A 13,509-nucleotide genomic window follows, 5' to 3' on the forward strand; every position below is an offset into this window, starting at 1 on the left:
GTTCAGCGAAAGCAGGTTGAATAAATTATCTTGACGCCTGACAGATGAATTCGCTTCAACAGGATAATCCATTTTATCTTTTTCTGCCTGATAATAGTAATTGTAATATGCGGAAACGCAAGCTAATCCAATTCGATCGTTCTCAAATTTATGCGGCGCATTTTTAAAGTCATCGAGAACCCTCCGGGCATGTTCTCGACTGATTTTGATTTCAACTAAACGGTCGATATTTTCTTCCTGCGGATTGACCACCCACACGCTACCCCCATCCTTACGCTCGCCGTTACGGTTGCATCGCCCTGCTGATTGCGCAATGGAATCCAGACCCGCCATGGTGCGGATGACTGCGCCAAAATCGATATCCACGCCCGCCTCGATGAGTTGCGTGCTGACGCAAATCACAGGTTCTTCATTATCCAATTTCATCTTGATTTCAGTTAATTTATCCATACGATGTGCGGGACACATGTTCGTACTCAAATGAAAGACTGCTGCATCCAATTGACGTCCCTTAATTTCCTGATATAACGCCAATGCGGAAGGCCTGGTATTGACCACAATCAGCACGCTGCCTTTTTCATGCAAGGCTTTTGCCGCAAGGTCGACAATTTCTGCATTTGTCAGACCTCCCGGCTTGCGCGCATCATGGACCTGGACTCGCTTCAACCGCTGGAACAGTTCAGCCTCGTTTTTGATGATGTGGTTTTCTTTTGGAATGTTCAACTCGCGATACGGGTTGCCTGTGTTGTCGAAAGGCGGCTGGGTGGCGGTGCAAAGCACCACACTTGCGCCGCAGTCATGGGTCAGGAAGCGCAAGGCGGTAGTGAACATATGCGTAATTCGGATGGGAATGGTCTGCACTTCATCGAAGATGATGACCGAGTTCGCCAATTGGTGCATTCGGCGGGCGTCGCGCGTGCCGAAGCCAAACAATGAATCTAAAAACTGAACCTGGGTGGTGAATACAATCGGCGCATCCCAATTTTCCGCCAGCAGGTTGTAACGCTTGGCGGTATCGTCTGGAGGAATAAAATTGGAGTGATGTTCGAGAACGACTTGGCCGCGTTCGTCTGCTGTTTCCAGAATATCCCGCACTTTATCGGCGTTCTGGTCAATGATGGTGATATAGGGAACGATGTAGAAGACCCGTTCCATGCCGTGCTTCTTTGCGTGATGCAGGGCAAAGCGCAAACTCGCCTCCGTCTTTCCGCCACCCGTCGGGACGGTCAATCGGAATATGCCTTTGGCCTTTTTCGCTGCTTCAAGGCAGGCTTGCGCCACTTGTCCTCGAATTTCATTGATCTCTTTGGTACGTCCAAACGGTAGTTTGGATGTATTTCGAGCATATTCTGCATAGTTTGTTTCCAGTCTTTCAATAAGCACATTCCAGGGGACGTACTTGCCGTAATTCCGCGCCTCTTGGTTTTCAGGATGCTCGAAATCGACAGTATTTAAGCGGTCGGCCTCCAGCAGGCAACTAAGCAGGAAACGCGCCAGCAAGCCATGTTTGAACGGCAGGGTTTGGTCTGAATCATTCGGTTCCTGCATTTGTTTAAGTTTTGCCACGAACCTTTTCTCAATAGGCTGTTTAATAATTGCATCCAATTGCTGTTCAATATCGACAAGTTTTTCCCGTGCTTCAATGAGATGCGTTAGATTTTTGTTTTTGTTAATCCGACGTTCGAATTCATTATAGCCGTCAGGTTTCAAGCAGTCTATCAACCCAGAATGATGCGAAGCAATCACCAGGGCCAAAAACTGCGCCAAAATTTTGCCCTCATGACCTCTGTTTTTAAATTTCTCATAAATTAATTGCGCCCCTGCAGTAGAATGGTCTATTTCACCCCGCCTTGCAGGGGAATGGCCGTCTTCATCAGGATCAAGTTTTCCTGCTTGTGTCCGCAAGTATTGTTGAAAATCTTTGGCGGCTTTGCCAAAGTCGTGAACCAATCCCAAAAGCCGCCCGATCTCTCTTAATCCAATTTTATCTGCAAGTTGTTCAGCAAAAAGAGCGGTTTCAGCGAGATGTCGTTGAAGCGATTGTTCACGCCCGTCTTCTTTGATATGCGCAATTAATAAATACTTTCCCATAAGCTTATTGATCTCATATTTCTACAAAAATTTTGCGAGTAACCAGCAAAGTTTTTTCCTTCTTGCCACCGACTGCGGTATCTGCAACTTGCCATCAGCATTTTGAGAAAACTTTGGACAGGGCACGCATAAAAATCCCCCAAAAATCAGGATTTTCATAGAATTTCAGTTCAATATGAAAAATGTTATCTTTTCAAGCAAGATCATTTTTACATATCGAGCCTTAATATCGCCCTGTGTTGCCGGATTTTTGCTTTGAAATATCGAAAGGTATTTGTAGAATTTTTCTTATGAAAAATAGCAGTCTTACAGAAGGCTCCATCCTCAAATCCCTTTGGGCGTTGTCGGTGCCCATCGTGTTTGCCAACCTGCTGCAGACGGCCTATCAATTGACCGACACGTTTTGGGTCGGACGGCTGGGCGGGGCGGCTGTGGCCGCGGTTTCGGTCAGCTTTCCCATCATTTTCCTCCTGGTGTCGCTCGGCGGCGGATTGACCATTGCCGGCACCATTCTGGTCGCCCAATTCAAAGGCCGAAATCATCAGACGGCCATGGACCACATCACGTCGCAGACCTTCCTTTTGGTTTTCGTCGTTTCCCTCCTCTTATCCGTGCTCGGCATTCTTCTTTCACCCCTGCTGCTGCGGCTGATGGGCACGGAAACGGTCATTTTTGAGCAGGCGCTCGTCTATTTGAAAATCTCTTTTGCGGGCCTGCTTTTTTCATTCGTCTTTATGGCCTTTCAATCGCTTCTTCGCGGCATCGGCGACGTCAAAACGCCCGCGATCATCGTCCTTGGGACGGTCTTGCTCAATGTCCTTATCGACCCCTTGTTCATTTTCGGCTGGGGACCGGTACCCCCGATGGGTGTAAAAGGCGCAGCGATCGCCACGCTCATTACTCAGGCGGCAGCTGCCGTGATAGGCCTGCACATACTCATCGGTGGAAGCTACGGCATTCGGCTTGCTCTTCGCGATCTGGTGCCCGATCTGCCCTTGATCGGCAAAGTTTTCGAACTCGGCTTTCCGGCATCGATAGAGCACTCGGCGCGCGCGCTGGGCACCATGGCCATTACCTTTTTAGTTGCCGGTTTCGGCACGCAGGCGCTGGCCGCCTACGGAATCGGCAGTCGGGTGCTTAGCTTCGTTATTATTCCTTCCATCGGTCTGTCGATGGCCACTTCGACGCTGGTCGGACAAAACTTTGGTGCGGGACAAATTCAGCGTGCGGAACGCATCGCTGTGCTCAGCGCGTGGGCGGGATTCGTGCCGTTAACCGTTATCGGGGTTCTATTCTTTGCCTTTGCCGAAGGCATCGCTGCCGTATTCATCCCCCGAGAGCCGGAAACCATCCGCGCGAGCGCAGTGATGATCCGCTACTTGTCCGTTTCCTTCGGCCTCATCGGCGCGCAGATGGCGCTCAACGGCGCCTTTCGTGGCTCCGGTAACACGCTTATTACCATGATGCTCTCTATCTTGACGTTGTGGGTTCTGCAGCTGCCTACGGCCTGGGTTTTGTCGCGTTATACGGCGATGGGGGTGAATGGATTGTGGGCATCGTTTCCGGCCGCCAACATCGTCACGGCATTCGTTTCCATCAGTTGGTTCCGCACCGGCCGCTGGAAACGGAGACGACTGACCGAAGAAATCAAGGTCAAAGAAACGGTTCTCGAAGAGGTTCTCGCCGAAAAAGGGCTGAGCTGACGGCAGAGAAGCAATGGAAGCTGCTCCAGGTTGCTTGGCGGACAACTTGAGAATTCCAAGGGGAACCGAACGGTTTTACAATCAGGCGGCCCACATCAATTGTTACCCCCCAGAAAAAGCAACGCAAATAAAAACTCTCGATTCGGGTGTTAGCAGAGGATCATTTTATATCCCCGAAACCTTTTTCGAATTCATAACGAGCTTTCATATCGATTAGTCGAAACAACTAGAACGGCAGCAGGCCGGGTACGAAATGAATGACGACAAAGTAAACGTATAACAGCAGGATGATCAATGCCTCGCCGCGTTTGAGAATACTGCCGGTGGTCACAAAGATTTGGATGATTACGCCGGCCAGGATGAGAAAGGGGATATCGTACTTGACCAGCACAGAGGGAACGGCAGGATTCTCAAATAAGGTCATCGGCATGACCACGGCGCAGGCGCCCAAGATGAAAAGAGCCGTAAAAATATTGGAAGAATAAACTTCGCCGATCGAGATATCGGCTTTTTTTCGCAGGGTGGCGGAGAGGGCAATCGCCAGTTCCGGCAGCGAAGTGCCGAAAGCAAATATCAGAATACCAAGCACGGCCGGCGCAAGTCCGAGAATTTTGCCGATGCTTTCGCCGGAAACGAGCGCCGTCTTGGCGCCTAAAATAACGGCAAAGATGCCGGCGATCCCGGCGATAAAGTGCAAAAGAATGCGCGGATCTTTTGTCGACAGCTCATTCTGTTTTGTTTTAGCTTCCTGCACGGCCTCGCGTACTACGGCGGCAAGGTAAGGTAAGTAAAGCAGCATCAAGATCACACCATCCAGTCGCGACAGCCGCCCATCGATAGCCAATAGAAAAATTGCCGTAGTCGAGAGGATCATCCATGAGCTTTCGCGCTCTTTAATTTCAGTACGTACAACGATCGGCGAGATCAGGGCGCACAAAGCGGTCACAAAGGTCAAAGTCACAAAATTGGAACCGATGACGTTTCCTAAAGAAATATCGGCTTTACCCGCCGCGGCGGCAAACAGAGAGACCGTGAGTTCCGGCAAGGAAGAAAGGACACTGACGCCGAGAATGGTGATCACCAGTTCCTTAACACCGAAATGCTTGGCAATGGGGGCGATTTTCTGCGTGACCAGATTGGAACCGTACCACAAAAGGGCGATTCCGAAAGCGAGTCCCAAACCTGCAGTAAGCAAATTGATGGAGACGAAAGACTCGAAAAGTCGGCTCATTTTTCATTTCCTTGAGTTTATGGTTCATCGGCTTGGCTGTTTGCAGAGGATGGGAGCACAGCGGCGGCAACGGCGGAAGCGAGAGCGTCAGTTTGTTCGTCGAACACGCTGCGGAGATCGAGGTAGAGTCGATTTTTGTCGATATAGCCGATGACGGCCGGTTCTCCGAGTCGAAGGCGGCGCGCCAGCTCTGTAACTTTTATCTCCAGCGGCTCGAGCGCCAAAGCCACGCTGGGAAGGGTTTCGAGCGGTAAGGCGCCGCTGCCGAACTGAGCCGGGCGCGGCTCGATGGTGATCTGCAGGTGCCGGTATACTTCTGGGGGAATGAGTTGTAAAATCGTCTCGGCGCGTCTCTGCAGCTCATCCGTTGACTGAAGTAAAAGCCGTAGGACGGTATGCTGTTCGAGCAAATCCGTGCGTCGAAAAAGGCGAAGCGTCGCTTCCATGGCGGCATAGGTCATCTTGTCGCAGCGCACGGCGCGCATGATGGGATTGCGGTGCATCGCCTGCAGAAAGGTCTTTTTGCCGACGATCAAGCCGGCCTGCGGTCCGCCGATCACTTTGTCGCCGCTGAACGTGACGATATCTGCTCCCGCCTCCAGGCTTTCCTGCACCAACGGCTCATAAGGAAGTCCGTATTGCCGAAAATCAACCAGAACGCCGGCGCCGAGATCATAAAGAAGCGGCAAATGATGCGCATGTGCGAGGCGGCATAGATCTTTGAGTTCGGCCTCCTCGGTAAAACCCATCACCCGATAGTTGGAGGGATGGGCAACGACGATCAAGCCGGTTTGAGGGTTGATGGCCTCTTCATAATCGCGCAATCGGGTGCGGTTGGTGGTGCCCACTTCGCGCAGGACCGCACCGCTGCGCGCCATGATTTCGGGCAGACGAAAAGAGCCGCCGATTTCGATCAGCTGGCCGCGCGAGACGATCGCTTCCTTGCCGGCGGCCAATGTATTGAGCGCCAAAAATACGGCTGCGGCATTGTTGTTGACCATCAAAGCGTCTTCGGCGCCTGTCAGCCCGCACAGCAGCCGACGGACATGGTCGGTACGCTCACCGCGTTCGCCGGTGTGTAAATCGAATTCAAGATTGCAATAGCCGGCCATCACTTTTTGTATCGCCTGTTGCGCTTCGGGAGCCAACGGCGCCCGCCCCAACCCCGTATGCAGGATGACCCCTGTGGCATTGATGACCGGACCTAACGAAGGCACCTCCTCCTGCTGCAGTCTTTGCGAAATGCGCATCAAAAGCATTTCGGTGACAGCCTTACGGCTGTCAAGTCCCTCCACCAAACCTTCGAGGACCTGCTTTCGCAGCCGCTGCACCTCGTCTGCAGCAATGCGGCGCACAAACGGACGCTGCCGGCGCGCCAGCCAGGACTGCAGCTCCGGCGTCGAAAGAAGCATATCAATGGAAGGGAAAAGCTTCAATTTTTCATTCATAGACGACATGCATCAACAAACGGTTTGAAAGGCGGACGCACCTTTCAAAGAAGGCTTGGTTTCACTTTTAACCTCGTTTGGCAAAGCGGGCGATGAGATAGATGCCGAAGGCGAGCAGAAAACCTGCCAGTACTATCTCACCATTAAGGCGCAGGGCTTTGATTAATGCGACGGCAGCCAAGACAAAACAGCCGAGCGCCGCCGGAGCCATCCAATTGACGCCCATGTCGATCGGCGATGAAATGTTCTTTAGATAGATAAAGGTGAGACCCGCACCGAAAAAGAAAATAAAGGCGCCGTAGGTTTGAGGCAAAAGCCCTAAACTGCAGACCAGAAGTGCCGTTGCTTGAGCAAAGCAAAGACCGGCGAGCAAAATTGCCCATCCTTTGCCGGTCCTTACGGCGAGTAGGGCAAACCACCCGAAAGCACCGAAAAAGAGAACCGCCTTATCGATGACTTGAAGAATGGGCAATCGAATCGATAAAAGAATGCCTGCGGCATAAAGAAAAGCAAACGCAGAAAGAAAAATCCATTCCGCTTGGCGGCTTACATTTGCCGTGCGCGCCGCGATAACCCCTGTGACGATAAAAAGAGTAAGCCAAAAAATCTTGACTCCTTCATGAGTCAGTTTGTCGAAAAGAACCGCTGCCCCGATCAACAAAAGAAACCAACCCAAAAAATAAGACAGACCTTTTTGCCGCACGCCGCCTCCCGCGAGCCCTATGCCTAAACCAGCCGCGCGACGCGCCCCATCGGCGCAGCGCAGAACGCCCCTTCGTTAATAGCGATCGTCACGCCTCACCGGCGCTGTTCCAACATCTTGCCTTCAACCGACAATTCGGTGTGAGGAATGGCTTCCAGACGTTCCTTCGGGATCGGTTTCCCGGTGACGCGGCATATGCCGTAGGTTTTGTTGTTGATGCGTTCGATCGCCCGATCCAAGTAGCCGATGAGTTTCTGCAGGCGGTCGATCATCATATAAATTTGTTCGCGGCCCGTGGCGACCGCTGCCGAGTCAGCCATGTGAAAAGAGTAGCCCGAGTCGTCATCCAGCAAATCGCGACTTTCTTTCGCCAGCTCATTCTGCAGGCGCTCGATCTCCTGCTCCGTCTCACGCTTTTTTTCCAAAATTAAGCCGCGAAAGTATTCGAGTTCTTCGTCGCTGTAAGGGGTAATTCTTTTTTCACTCATAGTCGGCACCCTTCTTTGATGCGTAATTCTGAATTGCCGGAAGAGCTCTTAATAAGGAGTATAATTTACGACTGTCTTATAAAGAACACAAGTAATAAAATTGCCTTGTTCTATGAGGCGAGGGTTAGGATTTTTGCAGATCAATTCGAGTCGCCGGGCAGCGTAAAAAGCCGTCGGCAAAGAAACGAGGCGAAAGCAGGGCTGCCTGAAAACGAAAACCGCATTGCCGACGTCAAAGATAATTCCTGAGAAATAATTTTTAACGCGATGCGCCGACAGCCGGATCCTTCGTATTTTATGATTCGAGCGCGCTCGATAGATACGGCCGCGGATGTTAACCGAAAAAGGCCGGCTCTTTTTCATAGCCGATTTCATGTGTCAGTCTCCGCATCAGGAATTACCCAAGGTTTTAATCACAACTTTTTGCTTGGTTTTTAAAGACCCTACTGCTATATTTTGATCCTTTTGAATCCTTTTCAGGAATATCGTCTCCGACGTGTTCGCCGTCGATCAACAAAAGAGGAACGGGATGGAAACGATAAAAACTCTGCCTAATGATGATATTCGCGCCGTAATGTGGCGTTATGCCGACCGGTACGATTTGCAGATGCTGGTGCAGTCGGTGCGCAGCGCGGCGCGGGGTCCGGTGGCGCGCGCCGTGGCCGCCGGAGCGCGCCGTTCGCACGAATGGACCGAGGAAAAGGCCGCCCTGCTGCAGGCCTTTGACGATTACGGCATTACGGCGCTGTTTATGGAACCCGAACAGGGCGGCTATATCAGCGGGCCGAAAAATTTAGCTTTGGCTATTGCCGCGTTCGAGCTCTCTTGGGTGGATGCCGGCGCCGCAACCTGCAGTCTGGCCGGCAATCTGGCCTTGGAACCGATCCACGAGCGCGGCACGGAAGAGCAGAAGCGGCACTATATGAGCGGCGCCGTACCGCCGCAGCCGGGGGAAAATCGCAAAATCCTGCGCGGCGCTTTCGGTCTGACCGAACCGCTGCCCTTTGTCGGCGTGGAAACCGGCATGCTGTCGGGACGCGTGCGCATTGCCGAATGGCCGGAGGGCGGCGAACCGATTCTGCAGGTCGACAAGCGCGGACGGTTCATCACCAATATGGACTTTGCCAATTTCGTCTGCGCCGCCGTGGAGAGCGACGATCCGCGCATCAAAGGGTCCTGCATGATTATTCTTGAAGAGACGGACCCCGGCCTATTCGATCGCGGCGCACCGACGCTCAAACTCGTCCACCAGCTCTCATCCACGCGCGATCCCATTCTCAGTCTCCAGGTTCCCGCAAGCCGCATCATCGGCGGATATACGGTGCAGGACGGCGTCATCGTCCCCAATTTCGATCACAGCCAGGTGATCGAAGCGGTGTTCAAGCGGACGCGCGTCACCGTCGGGCTGATGACCGCCGCCAAGCTGTTGTCGGCGGTGGAGCCGATCATCCGCTATCAGCGGACGCGTTTCCGCGGCGGCGAACTGGAACCCGGCTCGCCGCGTTATGAGCTCGGCATCCAGCAAAAAGACGATGCGGTGCAGCGGCTGGCGGCAGTTTGGGCGATGGGCGAAGCGGCCGCGTCATTCGGCTTTGCCGCCGCGCGCGTTTTCGACGAACTGGCGCCGCTGGAGGAGGAGAAATTCCGCCTTTTCGCCGAACAAGGATTGAAAGGCCGCGCCGAGTTCAAAGCCCTGAAAGCCAAAGAGGCTGATGCGATCGAGTATGTGCAGCTGAAGGCCAAAAGGGAAACCTCATCGAGGCTTGAAGAGCTGGAAAACGACCCGATCACCCGTTACGTGGCCGTCGACGCACTGGCAAACGTGCTCTGCCCGGCCGTCAAGCTGTGGAATACCGGCGTCGGCGCCAACATGATGCGCGAGGCGGTTAGTCTGATGGGCGGATACGGCATCACTGAGGACTGCCCCGGCTTCCTCGGTCAAAAATGGATGGATGCTCAGCTCGAAGCCACCTACGAAGGGCCGGAAGCGGTGCAGCGACGTCAGCTCACCCTCACTCTTACGCAGCCGGTCTTTGCCGCCTATTATCAAACCTGGATCGACGAGTTGAAACAAATCGCCGAAAAACAGCCGCAGACCGGCGCCGGCGCGTTGGCGGCGGCTATGGAGCTGTGGCGATACACATTCGAGTTTCTACAGAATCACAAAGATGCCGACGGCCAAAAGCTTTGGGGAAGCGCGCGTCAGGGTGTGACTTTTCCCATGACCGACGCGTTCTGCTGGCTGGCGGCATCTTACCATCAAATCGCGGATGTCATGGAACTGGCGGAAAAGGGGCCGCAGAATCCTGCGATCGCCGAGGGGCTGGAAGGAACCTTGGCCTTTTTCCGCGACCTTTGTGCGCTGCAAGTCTTGCGCGCCGTGCGGGAAGCGGCCGGAATCTGCAGCGAGCAGTTCTACGGCTACGATGTGCCCGACCGCGATGATGCTCAGTTTGTCGCCTTGAAGACAGATGTCGAGCGCCGCATGGCGGGCCTCGGACAGGCCAAAGAGCGCGCCGGTGCAGCCTTGACGCAGATCATGATTCCTGAAGCCTTGGATTATCCCCAATAGAGGACGCTGTATGAAAAAGCTGTTGAGCGCCCAAGTTGCCGCCGGCCTTTTGGTCGCCGCCTTTAGTCTGCTGATGCTGCTTCACGTTTTGGGACTGAGGGGGCTCGTTCCGCTCGAGCTGATTTGGGGGAAAGGTATTGCAAACTTGCCGATCAGCCCGCTGACGGTTGAATTTCTGTCATTAACGGTATTGGCTCTCTTTATTGCCGTCATTGCCGCCCGAGCGGGATGGCTTCCGAGCCATGCTCCAAAGATTACCGCGGCTGCCGTATGGCTCCTTTTTGCGCTGTTACTGTTCCACGGCATTCTCGATCTGATCGATCCCGTACTGAACATGCCGTTGTTTCTGCGTCCATTTACACTCATTTTGGCGCTTTTGACGCTGCGCCTGGCCCTCTCTGAAATCCCATCATCCGGTCAAGGAAAGAACGAAAAAAACCATGACGGAAATTGAACCACAAACGGCGGGTGTCGACATTGTCTGCGTCGGTTTTGGACCGGCGACTGCGGGCTTTTTAACCACGCTGGCCGGCCGCATTTTGAATTCAGACGGTTCGCTGAACCTCGAAAGCCGCAAACTGCCCGGCATGCCGCTGCAGGTCATCTGCTACGAACGGGCCGACGATTTCGGTTTCGGCGTCTCGGGCGTAGTCAGCAAAGCGACGGCTATCCGCGCGAGCCTGCCCGACCTGCGTCCCGAAGAGATTCCTATGACCATTGAGGTCAAAAAGGAAAAGCTGGTCTATCTTTTGGATCCGCACGGCGCCTCGCGCCGCACGCGCCTGCATCGTCTATTCGACGGTCTGCTCAAGCCTTTTGCACGAAATTATGCGGTCGAAGCACCGTTTATTCCCAAGCCTTTGAATAAGCACGGCGGCCTGATCTTTTCCATCGGCCAGTTCAGTCAATGGGTTGCGGGACGCATCCTATCGACCGGCGCTGTGCAGCTTTGGCCGGCTACTCCGGTCAGCGCACCCTTGTTCGACGGCGACCGTGTGATCGGTGTGCGTCTGAGCGACCAGGGCGTCGACAAACAGGGAACGCCCGACGTGGGTTTTATGCCGGGCATGGACATTCATGCCGAGCTGACGGTCGTCGGCGACGGACCGGTCGGTTTTATCGGCCGTCAATTGGAGGAAAAGCTCGGCGTACCGGAAGAGTTTGAGCGTAAGGACTGGGCGGTGGGCATGAAGTTCGTCGTCGAGCTGCCCGAACATTCAACCCTGGAACCCGGCACCGTCATCCACACGCTCGGTTATCCGGAGCCGGAAATTTTCGGCTTTCTCTATGTTCATCCTGATCGAGTCGCCTCGCTGGGCATTTTTGTGCCCTCCTGGTTCGACAATCCGGCGCGCACCGCCTATCGCTACCTGCAGTACTGGATGATGCACCCCTACTTTTGGAAAGATCTGCAGGGCGGCGTGCTGCGCTCCTGGGGCGCCAAGTCGATTCAGGAGTCCGGCAAGCGCGGCGAGCCTTTTCTCGTCGGCGACGGCTATGCGCGCATCGGCGAGGGCAGCGGCACGACCAACATTTTTCTAAACTCCGGAGTCGATGAGGCATGGGAAAGCGGCGTGCTTTTGGCCGAAGCGACGGAAGAGCTGCTCAAGAGCGGCAAGTCGTTCACGCGTGAGAATTTGGAACAGACCTATCTCCGCAAACGGCGCTCCAGTCGTTTGGAAAAAGAGGCGGTTGCGGCTCAGGGCGCCCGCGACGGTTTTCAAAAAGGCTTTTTCCTTGGACTGTTGGGCATGGGATTGGCCATGATTTCTGCCGGTCGTCTCAAACTGCCAGTGCGCGTGCGTTCGGCGCAGGAACGAGAACCGGATCTGGTGCGCTTTTTCAAAGGCAAATTGGCGCCGGAGGAGATTCGCCGCATTCAGCAGGAGGCTTACGCCCAAGGCAAAGCCGCCAACGAGGCGTTGATGCGCGCCGCCGGTTGGCCGGACATTCCCTACGACGGCCGGCTGCTGGTTTCGCATCAGGACGCTTTGCTGACCGGCGGCAAGGTGCAGGCTCCGGCGGGTTACAAGGATCACGTGGTCTTTATCTATCCTCATCTGTGCGAATCCTGCACCAATAAATTGTGCATCGAAATGTGTTCGGGGCAAGCAATCCTGCCGGGTGCGGACGGCGTACCGGAGTTCGATCGCGAAAAGTGCATCCATTGCGGCGCCTGCCTGTGGAACTGCGTCAAGACACTGCCGGAAGATCCGACCCGCACCAACGTGTCGTTCCAAGCCGGCGCGGGCGGCCTGCATTCGGTGGAAAACTAACTTTGTAATATTCAATCGGCAACTATTCAATCAAAAGGTGCCGATTCTTTGGCCCGGTGAAAAAACGGATCGGCACTCGGCTGATTTTAAGAGCGATATTTTGGGCATTTGAAAGTCACGAAACGGAGTACTCTATGACAGGACTCACCATAATCGTCTGCGGCAGCATTGTACCGGATCCGCTGCAGACGCTGACGCCGGTGATGAATCCCGACGGGCCGGCGCTCAAAAACGAGATGATGCTGCCGCACGTGCTCGACCCTTGGGCGGCACATGCGCTGTATGAAGCCGCGCATCTGGCCAAACAAGTCAATGGCAAAGTCTACTTGGTCAGTCTGGCGCCGAAGGCCAAGCTGCAGCAGGTGATGATGAGCGCCGCACAAAAGGCGCCTTTCGAGCTGATTGCCGTCGACGGATCGGCGAGCGGATTTACCGACGCCGCAACTACAGCAGAGGCCTTGGCGGAGGCAATCCGCGCCATTCCCAACCTCGATTGGAATCGCACGCTCCTTTTCGGCGGCTGGGAGTCGGCTTCGCGCGCCGCCGGAGCGACGCTGCAGATGGTCGGCGAAAAGCTCGGCATCCTCGACCAGTTTCAGGGCGTCGACGAAATCAAACTGCATGAGGACGGCTCCTTTGAGGTGCTGGAGCGAGTGGAAGGCGGCAAACACCAGGTTTCTCTCTGCGCGGGACCGCCGGCCGTGCTCGGCTGGGCGACCGGCAATCTGCCGGAACCGCCGAACAATCCGCAGATCGGCATGGCCAACATGCGGACGGTCATGCCCGCCGTTCAGCGCGCGCAGGCAAAGAACATCAAGGACGCCTCGTTGACGTTCCTCAGCGCCGAGGTGCCGGCGCAGCGCCGCGAGACGCGCATTGTCAAGGACAAGAGCGCTGCGGAAATCGCCCAGGAAATCGTCGCCTGGCTGAAGGAAAACTGACGGCAATCTCAAAGTTACTTTCCGTCTTTTTGGACGAAGAAATTAGAATCCGGAAG

At 54.4% G+C, this 13,509-nt stretch carries 10 protein-coding genes; 5 read left to right on the forward strand and 5 right to left on the reverse strand.

Going from position 1 to position 13,509, the window contains the following annotated elements; all coding sequences use genetic code 11:
* Positions 1-2,091 (reverse strand): CRISPR-associated helicase Cas3' (gene cas3 / locus ONB24_03940; GenBank protein MDZ7315254.1); only part of this gene is annotated, 2,091 nt, incomplete at its 3' end.
* Between the two features lie 290 nt (positions 2,092-2,381).
* On the opposite strand from cas3, the gene ONB24_03945 reads away from it, so the two are divergent.
* Positions 2,382-3,794, forward strand: coding sequence for an MATE family efflux transporter (locus ONB24_03945; GenBank protein ID MDZ7315255.1), 1,413 nt, complete (start codon positions 2,382-2,384; stop codon positions 3,792-3,794).
* Positions 3,795-4,020: 226 nt separating this feature from the next.
* Here ONB24_03945 and ONB24_03950 read toward each other — a convergent pair whose 3' ends face one another.
* The 4 genes from ONB24_03950 to ONB24_03965 form a co-directional block, all read right to left on the reverse strand.
* Positions 4,021-5,025 carry a sodium:calcium antiporter gene (locus ONB24_03950; protein ID MDZ7315256.1) on the reverse strand — a complete coding sequence of 335 codons (1,005 nt, stop codon included), beginning with the start codon at positions 5,023-5,025 and terminating at the stop codon, positions 4,021-4,023.
* Positions 5,026-5,042: 17 nt separating this feature from the next.
* Positions 5,043-6,473, reverse strand: a complete 1,431-nt coding sequence (gene selA / locus ONB24_03955) for an L-seryl-tRNA(Sec) selenium transferase (GenBank protein ID MDZ7315257.1) — start codon at positions 6,471-6,473, stop codon at positions 5,043-5,045.
* 67 nt (positions 6,474-6,540) lie between these two features.
* Positions 6,541-7,176 (reverse strand): hypothetical protein, encoded by a 636-nt coding sequence (locus ONB24_03960; protein MDZ7315258.1) that lies wholly within the window; start codon positions 7,174-7,176, stop codon positions 6,541-6,543.
* 95 nt (positions 7,177-7,271) lie between these two features.
* Entirely contained in the window at positions 7,272-7,664 is a 393-nt protein-coding gene (locus tag ONB24_03965; protein MDZ7315259.1) for a TraR/DksA C4-type zinc finger protein, read from the reverse strand.
* 529 nt (positions 7,665-8,193) lie between these two features.
* Here ONB24_03965 and ONB24_03970 point away from each other — a divergent pair.
* From ONB24_03970 to ONB24_03985, 4 genes are all read left to right on the forward strand, one after another.
* Positions 8,194-10,236: an acyl-CoA/acyl-ACP dehydrogenase gene (locus ONB24_03970; protein MDZ7315260.1), complete on the forward strand. Its 2,043-nt coding sequence runs from the start codon at positions 8,194-8,196 to the stop codon at positions 10,234-10,236.
* 10 nt (positions 10,237-10,246) lie between these two features.
* Positions 10,247-10,690, forward strand: coding sequence for a hypothetical protein (locus ONB24_03975; protein MDZ7315261.1), 444 nt, complete (start codon positions 10,247-10,249; stop codon positions 10,688-10,690).
* Positions 10,677-12,512, forward strand: a complete 1,836-nt coding sequence (locus ONB24_03980; GenBank protein MDZ7315262.1) for a 4Fe-4S ferredoxin — start codon at positions 10,677-10,679, stop codon at positions 12,510-12,512. The genes ONB24_03975 and ONB24_03980 overlap by 14 nt, the downstream gene beginning before the upstream one ends.
* Positions 12,513-12,646: 134 nt before the next feature.
* Positions 12,647-13,453, forward strand: coding sequence for an electron transfer flavoprotein subunit beta (locus ONB24_03985; GenBank protein MDZ7315263.1), 807 nt, complete (start codon positions 12,647-12,649; stop codon positions 13,451-13,453).
* Positions 13,454-13,509 lie beyond the last annotated feature (56 nt).

The organism is candidate division KSB1 bacterium, from assembly GCA_034505495.1.
Lineage (GTDB): Bacteria > Zhuqueibacterota > Zhuqueibacteria > Residuimicrobiales > Krinioviventaceae > Fontimicrobium_A.

What these genes read in the sequence shown, in the direction of transcription:
- ONB24_03945 (MDZ7315255.1), top strand. Translation starts at nt 2,382, where the DNA reads ATGAAAAATAGCAGTCTTACAGAAGGCTCCATCCTCAAATCCCTTTGG.
- ONB24_03950 (MDZ7315256.1), bottom strand. Translation starts at nt 5,025, where the DNA reads ATGAGCCGACTTTTCGAGTCTTTCGTCTCCATCAATTTGCTTACTGCA.
- selA (MDZ7315257.1), bottom strand. Translation starts at nt 6,473, where the DNA reads ATGAATGAAAAATTGAAGCTTTTCCCTTCCATTGATATGCTTCTTTCG.
- ONB24_03965 (MDZ7315259.1), bottom strand. Translation starts at nt 7,664, where the DNA reads ATGAGTGAAAAAAGAATTACCCCTTACAGCGACGAAGAACTCGAATAC.
- ONB24_03970 (MDZ7315260.1), top strand. Translation starts at nt 8,194, where the DNA reads ATGGAAACGATAAAAACTCTGCCTAATGATGATATTCGCGCCGTAATG.
- ONB24_03975 (MDZ7315261.1), top strand. Translation starts at nt 10,247, where the DNA reads ATGAAAAAGCTGTTGAGCGCCCAAGTTGCCGCCGGCCTTTTGGTCGCC.
- ONB24_03980 (MDZ7315262.1), top strand. Translation starts at nt 10,677, where the DNA reads ATGACGGAAATTGAACCACAAACGGCGGGTGTCGACATTGTCTGCGTC.
- ONB24_03985 (MDZ7315263.1), top strand. Translation starts at nt 12,647, where the DNA reads ATGACAGGACTCACCATAATCGTCTGCGGCAGCATTGTACCGGATCCG.